Source organism: Telluria sp. ZB2R32 (assembly GCF_059685715.1).
Genome location: NZ_JCASIG010000007.1, coordinates 90,534 through 111,261 on the forward strand (window position 1 = coordinate 90,534; position 20,728 = coordinate 111,261).

Sequence of the window (20,728 nt, forward strand, 5' to 3'; positions counted from 1 at the left end):
GGCTTGCGGAACGGCGGCATGTGCGCCGCCCACGCGTTCAACCGGCCGGTGATCCGTCGCGAAGTTTCGACGTGTGGTTGAACGCGTGGGCGGCATTCAAGCAGCGGGCAGGCAGGCGTCCAGGTGTAGCCGGCCACCCTACCTCATAGCTTGCCGCGCAGGCCCAGATAAAACGTGCGGCCATTCGAGTAAAACGCGCGTGGCCGGTCCTTGTTCTCCGCGTACATCTTGATCGTCTCGTTGGTGAGGTTGAGCGCATCGAAAGTGAGCGTCAGCTGCTCGGTGAGCTTGACGTTGACCGAGGCCGCCAGCGAGGGCATGTCGTCGACGAACTGGCTGGCGCCGCGGTCGACGCCGGCTTTGTAGGCCGAGCGGAAGTTGTAGGCCAGGCGCGCGCTGAAGCGCTCGTTCTCGAAGTAGCCGGTCAGGTTCCAGGTACGCTGCGAAGAGTTCAGCAAGTCGCCGCCGTCGTCCAGTTCGCCGTCGGCGAAGGTGTAGTTGGCGAGGAAGCCGAAGTTGTCCATCAGCGGCTGCTGCCAGCTCAACTCGACGCCCTTGTTGCTGCCGGTGGTGTTGTAGGGCGAGGTGATCTGGTAGACGGCCGGGGCGCTGCGCTTGTTGTTGTAGTAGGTGCCGGTGCTGGTGCCTTGCGCCACGATCGAGCGCAGGTCCATGTAGAACAGGCCGGCCGAGAGCAGTGCCTTGGGGGCGAAATACCATTCGGCCGAGACGTCGACGTTGGTCGAGCGCACCGGGTCGAGATTGACGTTGCCGCCGCTGCCGCTCAAGGCGTCGTCGTTGAGCGAGACCGAGCCGCCCAGCGCCGAGTAGTCGGGACGGGCGATGGTCTTCGCCACCGCGGCGCGCAGCACCAGGTCGTCGCGCGCGTCGAATTTGACGTTCACGCTCGGCAGGTAATCGCGGTAGGTGCGTTTATAAGTGGTCGGCGTATAGGGGCCGAAGGCGGAGCCGGTGATCGGGCTCGGGCCGCCGGGCAGGTTCACCACCGTGGTCTGGCGCGTTTCCACCGCGCGCACACCGAGGTTGCCGCTCCAGCGCTCGCCGCCGGCTTCGATCATGCCGTACAGGGCCGAGGTCTTTTCGCCGACCCGGAATTCGTCCATCCAGTTGTGGCGCAGCGTGTAGTCGAGCAGGCGGTTGCCCGGCAGCGCACCCCAGGCGCCGAGCGCCGCGCCGTCGTACTTGAAATAATTCGACGACAGGTTGCCTCCCAGGTCGTTGGCGAAGTCGGAGGGATACATCTGGCCGCTCCACACCGGGCCGGGATTGCTGAAGCCGAGCGGACCGGGACGCGTTTCCAGCGGGTGTTCGGCCGTGCGCCGGTGGTCGGTGAAGCGCGCGCCGAAGCGCAATGCGGTGACCAATGCATCGCGCACGCGCCAGTCGGCGTCGACCTGCGCATACTTTTCCTGGTCGACCGATTGCGCTTCGCCGCCGCCGGCCCACGCGGTGCTGCCGGGCGCGGTGGTGTTACCGCCGGGGTAGCTGACGCTGGCCGGCGACAAGCCATTCAGGGCATACACCATGCCGCCATCGACGTTGTTCTGGTAAAACACATCGTCGCGGTCGTAGCCGACGCCATGGGTCTTACCGAGCTTGCCCGACACGGTAAGGTCGTCGTTCACCTTGAACTTGCCGTTGAAGTCGAGGTACCAGGATTCGCCGCCGGCGTTGGGGCGGTAGATGTTGTCCACTTCGCCGTTGTTGACGGCGAAGCCGGCGCCGACCAGGGTGTTGTTGCGCACCACCGGATTTTGCGGCACCTGGTTGGCGCTGTTGATCGAATTGGCGGGCGCGGCGAGCCAGTTGGTGTTCTGGTGCGGCGCCTTGAGTTCGGAATAAAAGCCGTTGAGGTCGAGGGTCAGGGAGCGCATCGGCCGCAGCTCGACGTCGAAGGCGCCGCCGCTGCGCTTCTTGGTCTGCTCGAACAGGGTGGCGCCGATGAAGGTCGGCACCAATACGCCGGCCAGCGCCGGATTGGCCAGGGCCGCGGCGCTGCCGGCATTGATCGGCGTGTAGCCGAGGATTTCCTGGCCGTCGCGGCGCACGGCCGCCTTTTCGGAAAAGCCCTGCAGCAGGAAGCCGGCCGTATTGGCCGGGTTCTTCCAGGCCACCAGGCCGGACAGATGCGGCTCGGTCTTGCCGGACAAATCGTTGTAGTTGGCCTGGATCGAGCCCTCGACGGTCAGCGCCTGGCGGAAGTCGAGCGGGCGGCGCGTGATGACGTTGATGGCGCCGGAGACGCCGCCTTCGACCAGGTCCGCGGTCGGGCTTTTCTGGACCACGATCGACCCCACCAGTTCGGACGGCAGCAGGGAGAAGCTGCTGGAGCGGCCGACGTTGCCGCCGATCTGGTTCAGCAGGAACCAGTCGCCGGTACTGATGGCGTGGCCGTTGAACAGGGTCTGCTGCAGGCTGGGACTGGTGCCGCGCAGGCTGACGCGGTCGTTCTCGCCGAAGCCGCCTTCGCCGCCGGCCGAGGATTGCGTGTTCACGCCCGGCAGGCGCTGGATGGCGTCGGCCACGTTTTTATCGGGCATCTTGCCGATGTCTTCGGCGGTCACGACCTCGACGACCGCATCGGCATTCCGTTTCTGGCGCAGCGACTGCTCGAGCGCGGCGCGCACGCCGGTGACGACGACCTGCTGCATGCCGGCGTTGTCCGCATCCGCGGCCTGCTGGGCGCGCACGGCGGGCGCCGTGGTCATCGTCAGAATCGTCACCGCGGCGGCAATCGCCGTCACCCGGTATCCCTGCCCTGCCATCGATTGGTTCATGTCGTCTCCATTGTGGTTGGACGGGCCCGCCAAACCCGCTTCGAATCCGTGGGTGCTGGCGGCACCTCTCTGTTCGTATGGAGCGCATTGTGTTGTTATTTTTGTGGCCATGTTTGTCAAATCTTGCTGAGCGTGGGCAGGCGTCGCGTTTGCGGCACGCCCACAAAAAAAACGCCACCCGCAGGTGGCGTCTCGCTGTGCACGAGCTGGCCTCAGCGCCGGAAGATCCAGAGCAGGACCGAGATGACGATCGACACCACGATGCAGGTCACGATCGGAAAGCTGAAGCTGAAGCCTTCGCGCACGACGTGGATGTCGCCCGGCAGGCGGCCGAACGGCAACCGGCGCAGCCAGGGCCAGGCCACGCCGATGGCGGCGATGGCCAGGCCGAGGACGATCAGCGTGCGCTGCATGGCGGCGTCGGCGGACGGTGGCGCAGGCTCAGTGCTGGCCGCCCTGGGTACCGCTGCCCGGTTTGCCGGCCAGCGTATTGCCGCCGCTCGGGTCGCCGCCGGCCGCGACCGAGGTTCCCTGGCCGGTCGAGGAACCGGTGCCGGTGCGGGTGTCGTCGGCCGTGTCGGCTTGCCCGAGGCCGGTACCGCCCGCGGCCATCGCGCCGGCGCCGGGTGCGCCGCCGGCGGCGCCGGGCGCATTCTCGGTGTCGGTTTTCTGGCGCAAGCCTTCGCCGCCCGGACCGCCGCGGCTGCCCGACATCTGCGCGCCGGCAGCGGCATCGGTGCCGCCGGCCGCGCCGGCGATGTCGGCGCCCACCGGCCGTTCCTGGCCCTGCACCGGCTGCGCGCCCTGCTCGGCCAGCGTGTCGGCGCGCGTGGCGCCAGCCTTGTTTTCCTGTTCGTTTGCCATGCTCGTTCTCCCTCCGTTGGATATGACCCGAGTGACTGCATCCTGGTCCTTCATTCTGCCGAAAGCCGCCCGGAAGCGGCGCGCAAAAGGGTACGCACGGGGCATTCATGGGGTGCGTCGGGGTAGCGAACCCCGGTGCTATACTGGATTTACGCGACGATCGAATGCAGATGGATCGGGTCGCGCTGATTGGGAATCCGTGTTCCGCCCTCCTTTACGGCGGCGGCCGGCCGATGGTGTGCGTAGTGCCCAGGACGGGCATGCGCAGGCGTCGGCGGACCCCGACAAGGCTCATCTGTATGCGATCGCCGGTCTTTCGCGTTTGCGCCCGGGCCGGGCCGAACATCGCCTGGCTGCGGGATCTCACATCATCCACGATTCATTATTGACAGGGGGTAGCATGCCAACGACCTGGATTATCACGGCCAATGCCGGCCGCGCACGCTTCTTCTCCGAGGAAGGTCCATCGGAGCCGCTGCAGGAAATGGAAGACATGATCAACAATGGCGCACGACTGCGCGCCAACGAAGCCGAGACCGACAAGCACGGCATCCTCGCCGCCGGCAAGACCACCCACAACGTGGGCGGCACGCAGGGCGTCGCCGCGGCGCACAACGCGGGCGCCGGCCAGCCGAACAGCCAGTACGAACCGAACCAGACGCCGGCCGAGCACGAGACCGAACTGTTTGCGAAGGAGATCTCGCAATACCTGTTGAAAGCCCAGCAGGAAGGCCGCTTCCAGAGCCTGGTCATCTCGGCCTCGCCGCAATTCCTGGGCACGCTGCGCCTGAACCTCGACCAGCACGTCAAGGCGGCGATCAAGCATGAACTCAACAAGGACTACACGCAGGTGCCCGTTCACCAGCTGCGCGAACAGCTGCAGGCGGCGCAGGCCAAGTCCGCAGAATAAGACGCATCTCGCTTCACTGATCGTCACGCCAACCCTTCGCGGTTGGCGTTTTTTTTATGCGCTGGCGATCTGTGCGGCTGGATTTGCGCTTGCGCCCTACCATGACGGTATCGACGAACGAGGACACCCCATGAACAAGCGCTTGACCCCGACCCTGATCAAGGGAACGCTGCTGGCTTCCGTGGTACTGGTGGGCATGAAGGCCTGGGCGGCCAGCAACGAGGCCAACCCGCGCAGCGACCTGGCGACGATTCCCGCGCTCGACCTGCCGCGCTACCTCGGCACCTGGTACGAGATCGCCAAGTTCCCCAACCGGTTCCAGCGCAAGTGCGCCGGCTTCACCACCGCCACCTATTCCGCCCTGCCCGACGGCCGGGTGCAGGTCGAGAACCGCTGCAAGCTGGCCGACGGCAGCACCGACAGCGTCATCGGCGTCGCGCGCCAGGTCGGGCCGGCGACCTCGCCGCGCTTGAAAGTGCGCTTCGCGCCGGCGCTGCTGTCCTTCATTCCGATGGTCTGGGGAGATTACTGGATCATCGACCTCGACCGCGACTATGGGCTGGCCGCGGTCAGCGAACCGGGCCGCGAATACCTGTGGATCCTGGCGCGCACGCCGACGGTCAGCAAACCGGCCTACGACGCGCTGGTGGCGCGCCTGTCGGGCCAGGGACTCGACGTGCGCAAGCTGGTGCGTACGCCGCAGGAATGAGCCTCCACTATTCATATCGGTATTACCGCATAGATAAGTATTCACATTGTTAATAACCGCAATCGGGAATGTGAATTGGGCATTTTTCAATGCAGGCGCCAGAATGGCCGCCAGACCAGCACCGGGCATCCCTGCCGCGGTGCGGCTGCTTCATTACCTGCCGAGTTCCATTTCCAGCATGAGCTTCCCGATCGCACGCGTTCCTGACCCCTCACCCGGAGGCGCGTCATGATCGTGCGCGACCGCCCCAACGGCCTGCGCCTGTTCCTCACGATGCGCGGCTCGGTCTTGCCGAGCATCTGGAAAAGCCTCGCCATCACCACGCTGCTGGCGGTGGTCGTCACCTGGAGCCACGGCCAGCTGTGGCATACCAAGATCCAGCTGACCATCATCCCGTTTACCTTGATGGGATTGCCGCTGGCGATCTTCCTCGGCTTTCGCAACAACTCCGCCTACGACCGCTTCTGGGAAGGCCGCAAGCTGTGGGGCGAACTCGTGCTGCGCAACCGGAATTTTGCGCGCCAGTGCCTGAGCCTGATCGACGACGATCCGTCCACGCCGACTGCCGACCACCTGCGCACGCGCATGATCCGGCGCGCCATCGCGTTTTCGCATGCGCTGCGCCACCAGCTGCGGCGCAGCGACGCCGCCGCCGACGTCAGCGCGCACCTGCAGCCGACCGAATGGACCGCGCTGCAGGGCCGCGTCAACCTGAGCCAGGCGCTGATGCTGGAAATGGGCGCCGACCTGGCGCGCTGCCGCAAGGCCGGCCTGGTCGACAGCATGCGCGCCACCGCCCTCGACAACACCATGTGCGCGATGGTCGCCACCGCCGCGTCCTGCGAGCGCATCAAGAACACGCCGATTCCGTTTTCGTACACGCTGCTGCTGCACCGCACCGCCTACCTGTACTGCTTCCTGCTGCCGTTCGGCCTGGTCGATGCGATCGGTTTCATGACGCCGCTGGTGGTGGCCATCGTCGCCTACACCTTTTATGGACTCGACGCGCTCGGCGACGAGATCGAGGAACCGTTCGGCCTGTCGCCCAACGACTTGCCGCTCGACGCCATCTGCCGCGCCATCGAGATCGACCTGCGCGACGCGCTCGGCGAAACCGACCTGCCGCCACCGCTCCTTCCCGTGAATTACTGGCTGCGCTGACGCGGCCGCAACCCCGGGCCCACGCGGCCCACAGAAGCGAACCGACCCATGACTATTGAAAGCTACCAGGACCGCATCGGCTGCGCGCAGCTGCGCGACCGTGTCACCAGCGCCGCCGATGCGGCCTCCCTGATCCGCGACGGCATGACCGTCGGCATGAGCGGCTTTACCCGCGCCGGCGACGTCAAGCTGGTGCCGGCCGCACTGGCCGAACGGGCGCGGCGCGAACCGCTGCGCATCACCCTCGTCACCGGCGCCTCGCTCGGCAACGACACCGACAAGCTGCTCACCGAAGCCAATGCCCTGGCGCGGCGCATGCCCTTCCAGGTCGACCCGGTGCTGCGCGCGGCCATCAACCGCGGCGAGGTGATGTACATCGACCAGCACCTGTCCGAAACCGTCGAAGTGCTGCGCGCCGGCCACATGAAACCGGTCGACATCGCCGTCATCGAGGCGGTGCGCATCCTCGATTCCGGCGCCATCGTGCCGACCACGTCGGTCGGCAACAGCGCCAGCTTCGCCATCCTGGCCGACAAGGTGATCGTCGAGATCAACCTGGCGCAGGTGCGCGCGCTCGAGGGCGTGCACGACATCTGGATTCCGAAGAAGCGCCCGATGCGCGAGCCGATCCCGCTGATGTCGGCCGAGGGCCGGGTCGGCACGGTTGCCATCGAGATCCCGCCGGAGAAGATCGCCGCCATCGTCATCACCGACCAGCCCGACAGCACGTCGTCGATCCTGCCGCCGGACGGAGACACCGCCGCCATCGCCGCCCACCTGGTGCGCTTCTTCGAGGCCGAGATCGAGGCCGGCCGCCTGACGCGGCGCCTGCTGCCGCTGCAGGCAGGCATCGGCACGATCGCCAACGCCGTCATGGCCGGCTTTTGCGACAGCCCGTTCGAAGGCCTGACGATGTATTCGGAAGTGCTGCAGGATTCCACGTTCGACCTGTTCGACGCCGGCAAGCTCGATTTCGCCTCGGGTTCCTCGATCACCCTCTCGCCCGAAAAGAGCGCGCAGGTGTTCGGCGATTTCGACCGCTACAAGGGGCGCCTGGTGCTGCGTCCGCAGGAAGTCTCGAATCATCCGGAAGTCATCCGCCGGCTCGGCATCATCGCCATCAATACCGCGCTCGAGGCCGACATCTACGGCAACGTGAATTCGACCCATGTCAGCGGCACTCACATGATGAACGGCATCGGCGGCTCGGGCGATTTCGCGCGCAACGCGTATTTGTCGATCTTCGCCACCAAGTCGACCGCCAAGGGCGGCAAGGTATCGTCGATCGTGCCGATGGTGAGCCACGTCGATCACACCGAGCACGACGTCGACATCATCGTCACCGAGCACGGCCTGGCCGACCTGCGCGCGCTGGCGCCGCGCGAGCGCGCCGAGGTCATCATCGCCAACTGCGTGGCCGCACCCTACCAGGACATGCTGCGCGCCTACGTGCAGGAGGCGCAACAGCGCGGCGGACAAACGCCGCACGTGCTGGAAGAGGCGTTCGCCTGGCATGCGCGCTACCGCAAGACGGGGTCGATGCTGGAGACTGACGCATAAGGCGCATGCATCTCCTGCTGCCTGCGGGGCAGCGGGAGGCCATGCCCGCCTTTGTTCAATATCCCCGAAACCGTGCGTCTCGCGCCACAGATGATTAAAAAGGTTTTAGAAGAAATGCAAGTATAGGAGTTGTCCTACAGAAATTCTGCGAAAATGAAGTCATTTCCACATGGCAATACCATTTGCCGGCATGGCTGTCCTTTTCCAGAACTTTCTACACTCATGAAATTCGATAACCTCAAGATACGCACGCTCCTCCTGGCCGGCTTCGGCATGATCCTGACGGTGATGGTATTGCTGGTCGCCCTGGGCCTGGGCCAGATGCACAAGGCGGATGCGCTCACCGAAAAGCTCACCAGCGAGAGCTTCCACCGCGCCTCGATGCTGCAGGAGTGGCAGGCAATCATCGAAACCAATGCCGCGCGCACCCTGGCCGCCATCAAGCTGGCCGACCCCGCCGACGAGAAATTCTTCCTCGACGCGATCAGCACCTCTTCCAAGCGGTCCGACGTGCTGCACAAGGCGATCAAGGAGAGCATCGAGGGCGACCGGCAAGCCATGGCCCTGTTCGAAGCCGTCAACCAGCAACGCGAAGCCTATCGCAGCGCGCGCAAGGCCGTGTTGGCGAAGAAGACCGCCGGCGACCTGGACGGCGTACGCAAGTTCCTCGACACCGAGATGGTGCCGCGCGTCCAGTCCTATAACGACGCCGTCGGTGCGATGGTGAGCTACCAGCAAGGCGCCGTGGCCAAGGACGCGACCCAGCTCCAGGGCGAATTCGCCGCCAGCAAGCGCTTGCAGGTGGTATTAACCGTGGCCGCCCTGCTCGCCGGCATCGGCTTTGCATGGTGGATCGGCCGCCGCATCGGCGCCCCGCTGGTGACCGCGGTGGCCGTGGCGCAGACCGTCGCCCGCGGCGACCTCACCAGCCGCATCGAAGCGCAGGGCAGCAACGAGACCGGCGCACTGATGGGCGCACTGCGCGACATGAACGCCAACCTGGTCGACATCGTTAGCCAGGTACGCGGCGGTACCGGCGCCATCGCCGAAGCGGCCGACCAGATCTCGGCGGGCAACCTGGAACTGTCGGCGCGGACCGAGCAGCAGGCAAGCTCGCTCGAAGAGACGGCATCGTCGATGGAAGAACTGACCTCGACCGTGCGCCAGAACGCCGACAATGCGCGCGAAGCGAACGCCCTGGCGCAGTCGGCCTCGCAGGTCGCCGGCCGCGGCGGCGACACCGTCGGCCGCGTGGTCGACACGATGGAAGCGATCGCGCAATCGTCGAAGAAGATCGCCGACATCATCGGCGTCATCGACGGCATCGCGTTCCAGACCAACATCCTGGCCCTGAACGCGGCGGTCGAGGCGGCGCGCGCCGGCGAACAGGGCCGCGGCTTTGCGGTCGTCGCCTCCGAAGTGCGCAACCTGGCGCAGCGCTCGGCCGGCGCGGCCAAGGAAATCAAGGAACTGATCGGCGACTCGGTCGGCAAGGTCGAAGAAGGCAGCCGCCTGGTCGCCAGCGCCGGCGCGACGATGCACGAGATCGTCGACAGCATCGGCCGCGTGACCACGATCATGGCGCAGATCGCCCTGGCCAGCCAGGAGCAGTCGGCCGGCATCGAACAGGTGAATGGCGCGATCGCGCAGATGGACCAGGTGACCCAGCAGAACGCGGCCCTGGTCGAGGAAGCGGCGGCGGCGTCGGATGCGATGCGCGAACAGGCGCAGGCGCTGGCGCAGGTGGTGTCGACGTTCCGGTTCGATGAGCGCGCGGTGCGTCCGGCGGTGCCGGCGGCGCGTCATCTGGCCTTGCAGCACGCGGCTTGAGCTGCGGTAGTGTGCGGAGAGACGTAAAGGTGGGCATGCCCACCCTACAAAAACCGGGGTGATGCAGGGTGGGCATGCCCACCTTCACCCGTTGAATAACGGCGCCGCGAATCGTGGCCCGTCCATCGCTTCACCGGTATACTTCACGGTTTCGTCGGAGTCTGCCACCATGTCCCTTCCTCCCTGCCCCACCTGCCACTCCACCTACACCTACGAAGACGGCGCCAACCTGGTCTGCCCCGAATGCGGCCACGAATGGTCGGCGCAAGCGGCCGTCGCCGAGACGGCGCGCGTCTACCGCGATGCCTCCGGCACCATCCTGCAGGACGGCGATACCGTCACCGTCATCAAGGACCTGAAACCGAAGGGTTCCGGCGGCGTCATCAAGCAGGGAACCAAGGTCAAGAACATCCGCCTGGTCGACAGCGACCACGACATCGATTGCAAGATCGACGGCTTCGGGGCCATGAGCCTCAAGACGGAGTTCGTGCGCAAGGTCTGATTCGGCGCTTTAAAACCCTCCTTCACGCCGCAACAGTGCCGCGGCGCTGCGCACGAAGCGCGCGCCCGGCGCTTCCCAGCGCCCATCGATCACCACCTTGCCGCGCCAGGCGCGTCCGGCCAGTGCGCCGGCCGGTTCGTCGACCGAGAAACTGACGCGGTACACGGCCTGCTCCGGATACCAGGCGCCGTTCTTCTCGCGCGCCTGCACCGTCCCGCCCTGGGGCGCCGCCCACTGGCCACCCGGCAGCACGCGGGTGGCGTCGCGGTCGATGCCACTCACGCGCAGGCGCAGCACCGGGCCGGACTGCCCGTCGGGATAGAAGCGGGCGCTGTCGCCGACGGCGACGCGGCGCACCGCTTCTTCGTCCAGGTAGCTGCTGCCTTCGTGCACGCCTTCGCCCACCAGCACCGCCACCTTTTCGTTCTTGCCGACCCAGACACCGGGCGCCAGTTCCGGCTCGACGTCGCGCAGCACGCCGGCGAACGGCGCGCGCGGATGGTAGCGCGCTTCTTCCTCGGTCAACAGCGCCAGCTGCGCTTCCAGCGTGGCCAGCTGCTCGCGCAGCACCCCGCTCTGGGCGCGCTGTTCGGCGTCGAATCCGGACGCGCCCAACTGCCAGCGCAGCCGTTCGGCTTGCGCCTGCACGGCTTCGCGGCGGCTGCCGATGTCCAGCGACGCGAACTCGATCAGCGCCGCCCCGGGCGCCACGCGCTGGCCCTCGCGCAGCGGCAGCGCGCTCACCTGCGCGTGTTCTGGCGCGTGCACCGGGAACACCTGGCTCGGACGCAGCATGGCGCCGGACTGGACCCGCGTCGGCCAGGGCACGACGCACAGCACCAGCAGCAGGCAGGCCAGGCCGGCGCTGCGGCGCGCACGGCGGCTGTTCTTGAGGCGTGGCCCCAGGCTGCGCCAGGTTTGCAGTTCGGCGCGGATCGGACGGAGGACGAACCAGCTCATTTCGACACAGAATAAAAGAATGCCAACCAGTTTAATGAAGAAGTGGTACACGAGTACCGCGATGCCGAGGAACAGGACCAGGCGGTAGATCCACACCGCCCAGGCGAACAGGATCAGGCCCCAGTGGCGGCGGCGCGGAAAATACTCCGGCGGCGGATCGCCCAGGGCGAACAGGCGCTCGCGCAAGTCCCAGCGCGCCAGCGCAAACGCGCGCGCATGCAGGTTCGGCATCTCGAGCCAGTCCGACAGCACGAAATAGCCGTCGAAGCGCATGAACGGGCTGGCGTTGATCGCCAGCGTCGCGATCCAGGTCGTGGTCGCCAATGGAAACGCCATCGAGCGCAGCAGGCCATCGGGCAGCAGGGTCCAGGCCAGCGTCGCCCAGACCGCAATCAAGAGTTCGGTGCGCACCCCGGCGGCGGCCACCGCCAGGCGCCGGCGCCGGTCGGCCAGGCGCCAGACGTCGTTGGTGTCGGTGTAGGGCACCGGCCACAGGACAAGAAAGGCCAGGCCCATGGTCGGCACCCGGCAGCCGAAGCGCTTCGCGGTGAGCGCATGCCCGAGTTCGTGCGCGCATTTTACGAAGGTCAGCGCCAGCGCATAGGCCAGCATGCCGCCCGGCGTGAACGAATCGGCCAACGTGGAGCGGAACGTGTCCCACTGGCGCCAGACCAGGGTCGCGCCCAGCAGCAGCGCCAGCAGCGTCAGGCGCAGGAAACCGCGCCCGAACAGCCAGTCGAACGAGGGAGTTACGCGCGTCAGCCAGGCATCGGGTTTCACTAACGGGATGCGAAAGAACAGGTAATGGTGCAGCAGGCGCGTGGTGAACGAGCCGGCGGCGGCCTTGTGGCGCGCTGCCAGTGCACGGTTCGAGGCCAGCGGATCGGGACGCACCAGCTGGTTCTCCCGCAGGAAGCGCAGCACCGCGCCGACGTCCTCGCCGCCCGCGTCCAGCGGCGTGGCGGCGTTCACCGCGCGCGCCACGGCATCCGGCGTGCCGAGCGTCCAGCGGCGCAGGATCTCGAAGGTCATCCAGTCGATGCGGAAGAACTGGTTGCGCACCGGGTCCTCCAGCGTCCAGCTGGGTTCGCCGCTGGCGAGCGCGGGACCGGCGTGCAGGCCGAGCTCTTCGCGCAGGGCCGGCAGCACCGAGTGAGGCTGTGCCGCCATCGTCACCAGCCGAGCGTCTGGCGGATCGCCGCCAGCGGCCGGCGCAGCATCCAGTAGGCCATCGGCGTCCAGGGGCCGGACAGTTTCGCCGTGCCCTTCAGGCCGACGCGCGCGCCGGCGGCGCCGTCCAGTTTGGCGCGCACGCGGTAGGCGTAACTGCCGTCGGGCCGCTGTTGCGCTTCATAGCCTACGTAGCGCACCGCCGCCGTCACCGGCGCCAGCGGGTCCGAGGCCAGGTACAGGGTGACGCCGGCGCCCGGCGCCAGCGGAATGGCGTCGCCCAGCGGCAGCCAGGCTTCGATCTCGACGTCGCCCGGCGCGGCGATGCGCATCACGCGCTCGCCGGTGGCGACCGGGCGGCCGATCCATTCGCTGGGGTCGTCGAACAGGGCGATGCCGTCACGCGGCGCCAGTACGCGGGCGCGCTCTTCCTGGCCGCGCAAGAAACCGGTTTCGGCGCGGCGCTCCTCGATCTTGCCCTGCAGGGTCGCGAGCATGCCCTTCGATTTGCCGTCGTTCAGGGCTTGCTGCAGCGCCTGCCGGTATTCGGCTTCGGCCGTCGCCAGCGCCTGCGCGGCCACCGCCGCCCGGCTGGCCAGTTGCGCCTGGTCGAAATCGAACAGCGGAGCGCCCGCTTTTACTGTCTGGTTCGGGCGCACGTGGAAACGTTCGATGACGCCGTCGAGCGGCGCGCGCACGGCGGCCGGATTGGCCGGCACCAGTTCGCCCGGCGCCAGGATCGTCAGGCGCACCGGGCAGCACAGCAGCAGCAAGGCCGCCGCGCCGGCCTGCACCATGCGCCGGCGCCACCACGGCAGGCGCGCGGCGCGTTCGTGCTCGCGGCGCAGGCGCAGGCGCGCCAGCAACGCGCCCGGCGTGTAGCGCGGCGCCGGCGGACGGATCAACCAGGCGTGGCGCAGGATGTCGGCCCATTCGGCCAGCAAGGCTTGTTCGTCGTCGCTCCACGGCTGTTCGCGCGCCAGCAGCAAGCCGCCGGCCGCAGCCTGCGCTCCCGCCACCGCCGCCAGCGGCAGCCACAGCGCGTGCGCCGGCAGCCACTCGGCCCATTCGGCGCCGAAGCCGTCCGGCGCATCGAGCGCGCTCACCTGCGCCGGGCCGCCATCGCCCAAGGCCTTGCACAGCTTTTCGAGCCACTGCACATACGGCGCGTTCGCTTCGATCTGCACCACGCCCGAGAGCGCGCACACGCCGCGGTCGCCGAACCACAGCGCCGCCTGGCGGTACGGCGCCAGCGCGTGGCTGCCGTTCACGGCCAGGAAGTCGAGTTCGACCGGATCGGCGACGTGGCGTGCGCGCTGGGCCAGGTCGAGCAGGGTCGCGAGCGGGTCGTGCGCCTTGCCTGTGCCGGTGTCGATATCCACGTCTGTCTTCATTCCCTTCTCTCGTTACGGACGGCCGCGCAGGGCTGCCGACTTGGCGCCCTGACCGGCCTGGCCCAGGCGTTCGCTCAGGCCGGCCTTGCCGGTGGCGACAGGCTTGCCCCCCTCGCCCTCCCCTGCTGCGCCGCGCACTTGGCCCACGTTCAGGCGGAACAAGGCTACCGCTTCGCGGCCGTTCAGGTCGCGCGCGATCAGCTTGATCTTGAGTTCGCCCGCGAGCCCCTTCGGCACGTCGCCGCTGAACTGGCCGGTCTGGCCGTTGAACGTGACCCAGCCCGGCAGCGGACGGCCATCCTGCAGCACGGCGGCCAGGCGCACCGTGGCTTTCGGCTGCGTGTGCACGAAGGCGTCGGCCGGCATCGTCACCGCCAGGCGCGCGCCGCTGTCGACGAACTGGTCGGGCACGCCCTGGAACAGCACCAGCGCCGGTTCGTCGGCCTTGGCGACCACGGTGCGGAAGCCTTCGGAGCGGGTGTACACGTCCGACAATTCGGCGCCGCGCAGCACGTTGGCGAAATCGAGCGCGGCGGCGCGCGTGCCGAAGCCGCTGCTCAGCACCAGCGCATCGCCGCCGACCACGCTGCCCGGCACGACGCTCTCGCGCACGGCCGGCAACGGCGCCGGCGCGGCCACCGGCGACGCCGCCAATGGCGCGGGTTCAGGCGCCACCACCGCAGGCGCGGGCGCCGCGGCCGGGGCCGGTGCCAGCACCGGTGCGCTGACGCTGACGCGGCCGGCGCTGGCGCCGCTGCGGCTGTTGCCGGCGGTATCGGTGACGGTGGCGACCACGTCGTAGGTCTGGCCCGGCACCAGCGGCGCGCCCGGATCGGCAACGCCCAGGTCGAGCGACCAGCGGCCATCCTGCGCCGCCACCGTGTAGGTCTTGCCGTTCACGCTCACCTGCAAGGTCTCGCCCGGCGCCACCTTTGCGGTGCCGCTCAATACCGGCGCCGTGCTGCCGGTATTGATGTCGTCGGCCGTCGGCGCAACCGGCGCTTCGCGGTCGAGCACGACGCTGCGCGCCGCCTCGGGACCGGACAGGCCGGCGACGCTGTTGGTGACGCGCGCGGCGATGGTCCAGCCGCTGTCGTGGGCATTGGCGTCCAGCGCGCTCCAGCCGGCGCCGTCGACGCTGGCCGCCTGCCAGCTGGCGCCGCCGTCGAACGACACTTCGACGATTTCATTACGCCCCAGCGGCGCCGCCAGCATACCGCTGACGCTGCGCCCGGCGCCGCCGTCGGCGCTGATGAAATCGCTCGCCGAACTGCCGCTGTCGCGCGTCATCGTGTCGATGGTCAGGCGCTGGCCAGGGGTGGCCGGATTGCCGATGGCGAGCGTCACGCCGGTGGTGGCCGTGAGTGCGCCATCGGTGCCGGCAACGACGATCTCCAGGCGGCCGAGGCTGCCCGCCGGCGGCGTGCCGGTAAAGGTCAGTATGGCCGGATCGAAGCGCAGCCAGGCCGGCAGTTCGGCGCCACCGGCCAGCGTGGCGGTGTAGGTGATGGCAACGCTGTCGATGTCGGCGAACGGCGCCGCTGCCAGCGGCGCCATCGGTTCGCCGAGCGTGGCCGTGCCGCTGGCGCCAGCGCCGGCGAGCGGTGCGTCGTTCACCGGTGCGACCGTGACCTCGACGATATACGCGTTGCTGCCGCCCTTGCCGTCGGCCACGGTGTAGCCGAAGCGGTCGGCGCCATTGTAGTCGGCGTCCGGGGTATAGGTATAAGCACCGTCGGCGCCGATGCGCACGCTGCCGTGCGCCGGTCCGTCGGCGAGCGCATACGCGACGGCGTCGCCGTCGATGTCCTGCGCCTGCGGCAAGCTGCCGCTGACGGCTTCATCTTCGCGCGTCGCGACCGTGGCGTTGGCCGCCGTCGGCGCATCGTTGACGGGCGTGACGGTCACGTTCACCGTGTACAGGCCGGTACCGCCCTGGCCGTCGCCGATGGTATAGGTGAAGCTGTCGGCGCCAATGAAATCGGCGGACGGCGTGTAGACGTAACTGCCGTCGGCCGCGATGGCGACCCGACCGTGCGATGGGCCAGTGGCCAAAGCGTAGGTGACGGCATCACCGTCGACGTCCGATGCAGCCGGCAACTGGCCGGCGTGCGCCGTGTCTTCCGCAGTGACGATGGCCGTGTCGGCGGCAACCGGGTTGTCGTTGACCGCCCCGACGCCGATCGTCACGGTGTAGGTCGTGCCGGCGCTGCCGTCGCCGACGCGATAGGTAAAGCTGTCGGCACCGTGATAATCGGTATTCGGCCTGTAGGTATAACGGCCATCGGCTTCGATCTGCACGCTGCCGTGGGTCGGCGCAAGGTCCAGCGTATAGCCGACCGTATCGCCGTCGATGTCGCTTGCCTGCGGCAGCGAGCCGCTGACGGCTTCATCCTCGCGGGTCGCGATCGTGGTGTCGGCAGCGGTCGGGGCATCGTTGACCGGCGTGACGGTGACCTGCACCGTGTACAGGTTCGCGCCGCCCTGCCCGTCGCTGATTTCATACGTGAAGCTGTCGGCGCCATTGAAGTCGGCGACCGGCGTGTACAGGTAACTTCCGTCGGCGCGAATCGTGACCTGGCCGTGGGCCGGGCCGGTGGCGAGCGCATAGACGACCGCATCGCCGTCGACGTCGGAGGCAGCGGGCAGTTGGCCGGCGTACGCCGTGTCTTCAAGGGTGACGATGGCCGCAGCGGCGGCAACCGGGTTGTCGTTGACTGCCGCGACGCCGATCGTCACCGTATAGGTCGTGCCGGCGTTGCCGTCGCCGACGCGATAAGTAAAACTGTCGGCGCCGTGGTAGTTGGCGCCCGGCGTGTAGGTATAGCGGCCGTTGGCTTCGATCACGACGCTGCCGTGCGCCGGCGCGGCGTCCAAGGTGTAGACGACCACATCGCCGTCGATGTCGTGCGCCTGCGGCAGGCTGGCGCTGACGGCTTCGTCCTCGAGCGTCGTGACATGCACGTCCGCAGCGGTCGGGGCATCGTTGACCGGGGTGACGGTGACGTTCACCGTGTGCAGGTTCGAGCCGCCGTGGCCGTCGCTGACGCGGTAGACAAAACTGTCGGCGCCGTTGAAATTGGCGCCCGGCGCGTACACGTAACTTCCGTCGGCATCGATCGTGACCTGGCCGTGGGCGGGGCCGGTGGCCAGCGCATAGGCGACGGCATCGCCGTCGGCATCGATGGCCACCGGCAGCTGGCCGGCGTGGGCCGTGTCCTCGCCCGTCACGATGGCGGCGTCGGCGGCGACCGGGTTGTCGTTGCTGGCGGCGACCTCGATCGTCACGGTGTGGGCCGTGCCGGCGTCGCCGTCGCTGACGACATAGGTAAAGCTGTCGCTGCCGTGGAAGTCGGCGTGCGGGGTGTAGGTGTAGCGGCCGTCGGTGCCGAGCACCAGGGTGCCGTGGGCCGGGGCGGTGCCAGGCGTGTAGTGGACCGGCTGGCCTTCGGCGTCGCGCGCCGTCGGCAAGTTGCCGCTGACCGGCGTGTCCTCGACCGTGCCGATCGTGAGGTCGGCGGCGACCGGTGCGTCGTTCACGGGCGTGACCGTGATGTCGACGCGGTACTGGTTGCTGCCGCCGTGGCCATCCTCGATCGAATAGGTAAAGCGGTCGCTGCCGAAGAAGTCGGCGGCCGGGGTATAGGTATAGCTGCCGTCGGTGGCCACCTGCACGCTGCCGTGCAGCGGCTGCGCCACGCGGTAATAGGTGGCGCTGTCGCCGTCGGGATCGGCGTAGGCCGGCAGGACGCCGCTGAACGGTGTGTCCTCCAGCGTGACGACGGCGGCCGGCGCCGCGGTCGGCGCTTCGTTGACATTGGCGACGCTGACGTTCACCGTCTGCAGCGTGGCGTTGCCGGCGCTGTCGAGGGCTTGCACCTGCACCTGATAGAGGTTGTCGGCGCCGGCATCGCGGGGCTGTTCGTAATCGGGCGCGGCATCGAAACGCAGGTTGCCGAGCGCATCGATGCGGAACTGCGCCGCATCGGCGCCGCCGGCGATCGACCAGGTCACGGGCTGGTCGGCGCTGAAGCCGAACACCGCCGCCTGGTTTTCCGCGACATTGATGGTGCTGCCGGGGCCGGTGATGACGGGCGCCGCGGTGTCGACGCTCAGGCTCAGCGCGGCGCCGACGGCGTTGGCATTGCCGGCAAGGTCGCTGACGGCGCCGGCGCGCAACGCGACGGTCACGCTGCCGGATACGTTCTCGGCCGGGGTATAGCGCGCCGTGTAATGGGTGGCATTCACGCGCACCAGGTTGTCGAGCGTGCCCGAGTCGGCCACGATGTCGTCCAGCGTGAAGCTGGCGCCGATGTCTTCGCTGAATGCGAACGACAGCACCACGTGTTCGCCCGCCTTGACGGCCGTGCGGTCGCCAATCATCGTCACCTGCGGCGCGATTTCGTCGAGATCGGTGACGGCGACGGTGACGGCCTGCAGGCGCGCGTTGGCGCTGGCATCGGTGGCGACGACGGTAAAGCTGTAGCTGCGCTTGGTCTCGAAGTCGAGGGTGCCCGTGGCCAGGCGCACGGCGCCGGTGACGGTGTCGATGTGCAGCAGGCCGGCGTCGCCGCCCGCCTGCAGCGCGTAGTGGACGACGCGGTCGGTGTAGTCGACGCTGTCGTTGGCCTGGGCCGTGTACAGGAGGGCCTGGTTCTCGGCCACCGCTGCGCCGGCGCCGGAGGTGAAGACCGGCGCGGTGTCGTCGCGGTTGGTGACGTTCAGGGTGACGTTCTGCGCCGTCGACCAGTTGCCGGCGGCGTCGCCGGCCTGCACGCCGTAGATAAAGGCATTCGGCTGCACCTCGTAATCGTTGCTGGCGCCACTGGCGCCGGTCGTCGTCAGGCGGATCGCGCCGTCCGCGCCGATGGCGAAGCGGCCATCGGCGCTGTTGCCGTTGGCGCCGCCGACGAAGCGAAAGCCGGTCACGCCCTGGGCGTCGCTGGCGCTGACGGTGCCGATTAGCGTACCGGCGGCGCTGTTCTCGGCATAGTTGAATGCCTGGCCCGCGCCCAACACCGGCGCGGTCGTGTCGTCGGCAAAGTCGATGACCAAATCGCCGCGCACGGCGCCGGTGACCGCGCCGGCGTTGTTGCTGGCGAAGGCGGCGTTGGCGAACGTAACGCCGAAGTTCGTGACGTCGTCCGCGTTCGTGTGCGCGAGTGCGGCGCCGCTGAAACGCAGTTCGGCCGTGTTGGCGCTGAGCCGCACGACGGTAGCGCCCAGGCCTGCTGGCAACCTGGCGAAGCTGACGCCGGCCAGCGCCTCTCCATCGACCCCGCTGAAGGTGCCGTTGTCCAGGGTAATGGTCGAGGTGGCCGTGATGCCGCCGTCGTTCGCGGCCCTTTCGGCGAAGGTGGTCGTGCTGTAGCGCAGGCCCGGCGCGGGGCTGCCGATGATGTTCGTTTCCCCTTGCCAGGCGCGGAACTTAAATTCGAGTGAGAAGTGTGCCGCCGCGTTGGTGAACGTGCCGTTGTTATAGCCATTCGCGCCACTGCGGATCTGGATCGAGCTGGCCGAATCGTAGTACACCTGCACGCGGTAGGGGTCGGTGTACAGGTCGCCCTGGTAATTGGTGGAGACGGCCGCGTTGTATTGGAAGATCACCGAGCCGTCTTCGCGCACGTCGGCCTTGAGCTGGGTACTCTTGGCCAGTTCGTAGCGCGCGAAACCCTTGAATTCCTGGAACTGGCGATCGACCTTGTTGTCGCCCGAACTGTCGATGTCGTACGAATTGACGACGAAATTCTGCAGCGTGACCTGGGTCGTGGTGCCGGACAGGACGAAATCGAAACGGAAGCTGGCGCTGCCGCCGGCGCTGTTGACGGTGGTAAGCGGCTGGAAGAACTTGGCCGCTTCCGGCGTGGCGCCCGGCTGGTTGGGCGAGTCGTAGGTACCGATGGTAAGGCGGTCGGTGGCGGTGGTCACGATCGCATCGATTTTCTGGCCGTCGATCTCGATGATGTTCGTGAAACGCATCACGTCGCCGCTGTTGACGCCGGTGGCGGTCGATGCCGGGTTCTCCTTGACTGCGCCCGCGAAGCTCAGCTGGCGCTGCTGGGCATCGAACACGGTCGTGACCATCGCCCCCTGCCAGCCGGCGGCGTCGAGCCGCTGTACGTCCGTCTCGATGCTGCCGCTGGCCGCTTCCAGCGTCCAGTTGCCGAAGCCGGCGGAACCGGTGGCGTCGGTCGAAGCGGCGACGTCGGCGCCGGTCAGCTGCGCCAGGCGCGCGACGAACTGTTCGCCGGCGCCGCCGGCCACGTCGCAACCGTACAGCAGCAGGTCGCCGCCGGCGGCGAGCGATTGCCCCAGCTGCGCCAGCTGGCCGGCGGCGGCGTCGACGTTCGTCACCGACAGGCGCTGGCTGCCGAGGTCGATCTGGCCGTTGGCGCCGTGGGTCACCAGGTGGATGACATCGACTTCGCGTCCCTGCAGGGCCGCGATCATCTGCTGCAGGCCGTCGCCGGTATGGTCGAGCACGACGACTTCGGCGCCGGCGGATGCCCCGGCGGCCAGCCGCAGGTAGTCGGGCAGGTTGTCTTCGACGAAAACGATCTCGCGGCGCGCATCGGCGTGGATGGCGCGCGCGGCCGGGGCCAGCGCCACCGGCGTATGGGTGGCGCTGTCCTCGCCGCCGCGCGTGGCCGTGTCGGCGCCGGCGGCAGCCGCGCCGGCATCCACGGCGCCGCGCACGACCGCATCGACCGCCGCGCCGTCGAACATCACGCGCTGTTCCAGCGCCAGCGTCGCCGGGGCGCGCCGTTGCAGGCGCCGCCGCGGCGCCGCCTCATGCTGAAGGTTCGAGTCGAGGATGGCGGCGGGCAGGCGTGGATTGTTCATGAAGCGGTACGATTGAATTGTTCTGGG

The 20,728-nt window shown here is 68.1% G+C and carries 12 protein-coding genes; 6 read left to right on the plus strand and 6 right to left on the minus strand.

Annotation, left to right across the window (positions count from 1 at the left end; all coding sequences use genetic code 11):
- Positions 1–143 precede the first annotated feature (143 nt).
- The 3 genes from AC56LG_RS19880 to AC56LG_RS19890 all read right to left on the minus strand — a co-directional run bounded on the left by AC56LG_RS19880 (position 144) and on the right by AC56LG_RS19890 (position 3,662).
- Complete coding sequence (locus AC56LG_RS19880) at positions 144–2,798, minus strand: TonB-dependent receptor (protein WP_497167800.1); 2,655 nt, start codon at positions 2,796–2,798, stop codon at positions 144–146.
- 212 nt (positions 2,799–3,010) lie between these two features.
- Positions 3,011–3,211, minus strand: a complete 201-nt coding sequence (locus AC56LG_RS19885) for a DUF2905 domain-containing protein (protein WP_497167801.1) — start codon at positions 3,209–3,211, stop codon at positions 3,011–3,013.
- Positions 3,212–3,239: 28 nt separating this feature from the next.
- A complete protein-coding gene (locus AC56LG_RS19890) occupies positions 3,240–3,662 on the minus strand; it encodes a hypothetical protein (protein WP_497167802.1) in 423 nt (140 codons plus the stop codon).
- Between the two features lie 400 nt (positions 3,663–4,062).
- Here AC56LG_RS19890 and AC56LG_RS19895 point away from each other — a divergent pair, with 400 nt between their 5' ends.
- The 6 genes from AC56LG_RS19895 (at position 4,063) to AC56LG_RS19920 (ending at position 10,334) form a co-directional block, all read left to right on the plus strand.
- Complete coding sequence (locus AC56LG_RS19895) at positions 4,063–4,572, plus strand: host attachment protein (RefSeq protein ID WP_497167803.1); 510 nt, start codon at positions 4,063–4,065, stop codon at positions 4,570–4,572.
- A gap of 130 nt (positions 4,573–4,702) precedes the next feature.
- Positions 4,703–5,281 carry a lipocalin family protein gene (locus AC56LG_RS19900; protein ID WP_497167804.1) on the plus strand — a complete coding sequence of 193 codons (579 nt, stop codon included), beginning with the start codon at positions 4,703–4,705 and terminating at the stop codon, positions 5,279–5,281.
- A 228-nt stretch (positions 5,282–5,509) separates the two neighbouring features.
- The gene (locus tag AC56LG_RS19905) at positions 5,510–6,442 is read left to right on the plus strand and encodes a bestrophin family protein (RefSeq protein ID WP_497167805.1); all 933 of its coding nucleotides are present in this window, start codon (positions 5,510–5,512) and stop codon (positions 6,440–6,442) included.
- Positions 6,443–6,490: 48 nt separating this feature from the next.
- Positions 6,491–8,002, plus strand: coding sequence for a succinyl-CoA:acetate CoA-transferase ScpC (gene scpC, locus AC56LG_RS19910; protein ID WP_497167806.1), 1,512 nt, complete (start codon positions 6,491–6,493; stop codon positions 8,000–8,002).
- 222 nt (positions 8,003–8,224) lie between these two features.
- A complete protein-coding gene (locus tag AC56LG_RS19915) occupies positions 8,225–9,832 on the plus strand; it encodes a methyl-accepting chemotaxis protein (protein WP_497167807.1) in 1,608 nt (535 codons plus the stop codon).
- Between the two features lie 169 nt (positions 9,833–10,001).
- The gene (locus tag AC56LG_RS19920; protein ID WP_497167808.1) at positions 10,002–10,334 is read left to right on the plus strand and encodes a zinc ribbon domain-containing protein YjdM; all 333 of its coding nucleotides are present in this window, start codon (positions 10,002–10,004) and stop codon (positions 10,332–10,334) included.
- A gap of 9 nt (positions 10,335–10,343) precedes the next feature.
- On the opposite strand, the gene AC56LG_RS19925 is transcribed toward AC56LG_RS19920, so the two are convergent.
- Genes AC56LG_RS19925 through AC56LG_RS19935 form a run of 3 tightly spaced genes read right to left on the minus strand, consistent with a single transcriptional unit; the run spans position 10,344 to position 20,701 of the window.
- Positions 10,344–12,464, minus strand: a complete 2,121-nt coding sequence (locus tag AC56LG_RS19925; protein WP_497167809.1) for an efflux RND transporter periplasmic adaptor subunit — start codon at positions 12,462–12,464, stop codon at positions 10,344–10,346.
- A gap of 2 nt (positions 12,465–12,466) precedes the next feature.
- Entirely contained in the window at positions 12,467–13,858 is a 1,392-nt protein-coding gene (locus AC56LG_RS19930) for an efflux RND transporter periplasmic adaptor subunit (protein ID WP_497167810.1), read from the minus strand.
- Positions 13,859–13,870: 12 nt separating this feature from the next.
- Positions 13,871–20,701: a tandem-95 repeat protein gene (locus tag AC56LG_RS19935; RefSeq protein WP_497167811.1), complete on the minus strand. Its 6,831-nt coding sequence runs from the start codon at positions 20,699–20,701 to the stop codon at positions 13,871–13,873.
- Positions 20,702–20,728 lie beyond the last annotated feature (27 nt).

Excerpts from the sequence above, each read along its gene's own strand:
- AC56LG_RS19905 (WP_497167805.1), top strand. The coding sequence starts at position 5,510 with ATGATCGTGCGCGACCGCCCCAACGGCCTGCGCCTGTTCCTCACGATG.
- AC56LG_RS19930 (WP_497167810.1), bottom strand. The coding sequence starts at position 13,858 with ATGAAGACAGACGTGGATATCGACACCGGCACAGGCAAGGCGCACGAC.
- AC56LG_RS19935 (WP_497167811.1), bottom strand. The coding sequence starts at position 20,701 with ATGAACAATCCACGCCTGCCCGCCGCCATCCTCGACTCGAACCTTCAG.
- AC56LG_RS19885 (WP_497167801.1), bottom strand. The coding sequence starts at position 3,211 with ATGCAGCGCACGCTGATCGTCCTCGGCCTGGCCATCGCCGCCATCGGC.
- AC56LG_RS19920 (WP_497167808.1), top strand. The coding sequence starts at position 10,002 with ATGTCCCTTCCTCCCTGCCCCACCTGCCACTCCACCTACACCTACGAA.
- AC56LG_RS19895 (WP_497167803.1), top strand. The coding sequence starts at position 4,063 with ATGCCAACGACCTGGATTATCACGGCCAATGCCGGCCGCGCACGCTTC.
- AC56LG_RS19890 (WP_497167802.1), bottom strand. The coding sequence starts at position 3,662 with ATGGCAAACGAACAGGAAAACAAGGCTGGCGCCACGCGCGCCGACACG.
- scpC (WP_497167806.1), top strand. The coding sequence starts at position 6,491 with ATGACTATTGAAAGCTACCAGGACCGCATCGGCTGCGCGCAGCTGCGC.
- AC56LG_RS19915 (WP_497167807.1), top strand. The coding sequence starts at position 8,225 with ATGAAATTCGATAACCTCAAGATACGCACGCTCCTCCTGGCCGGCTTC.
- AC56LG_RS19925 (WP_497167809.1), bottom strand. The coding sequence starts at position 12,464 with ATGGCGGCACAGCCTCACTCGGTGCTGCCGGCCCTGCGCGAAGAGCTC.
- AC56LG_RS19880 (WP_497167800.1), bottom strand. The coding sequence starts at position 2,798 with ATGAACCAATCGATGGCAGGGCAGGGATACCGGGTGACGGCGATTGCC.
- AC56LG_RS19900 (WP_497167804.1), top strand. The coding sequence starts at position 4,703 with ATGAACAAGCGCTTGACCCCGACCCTGATCAAGGGAACGCTGCTGGCT.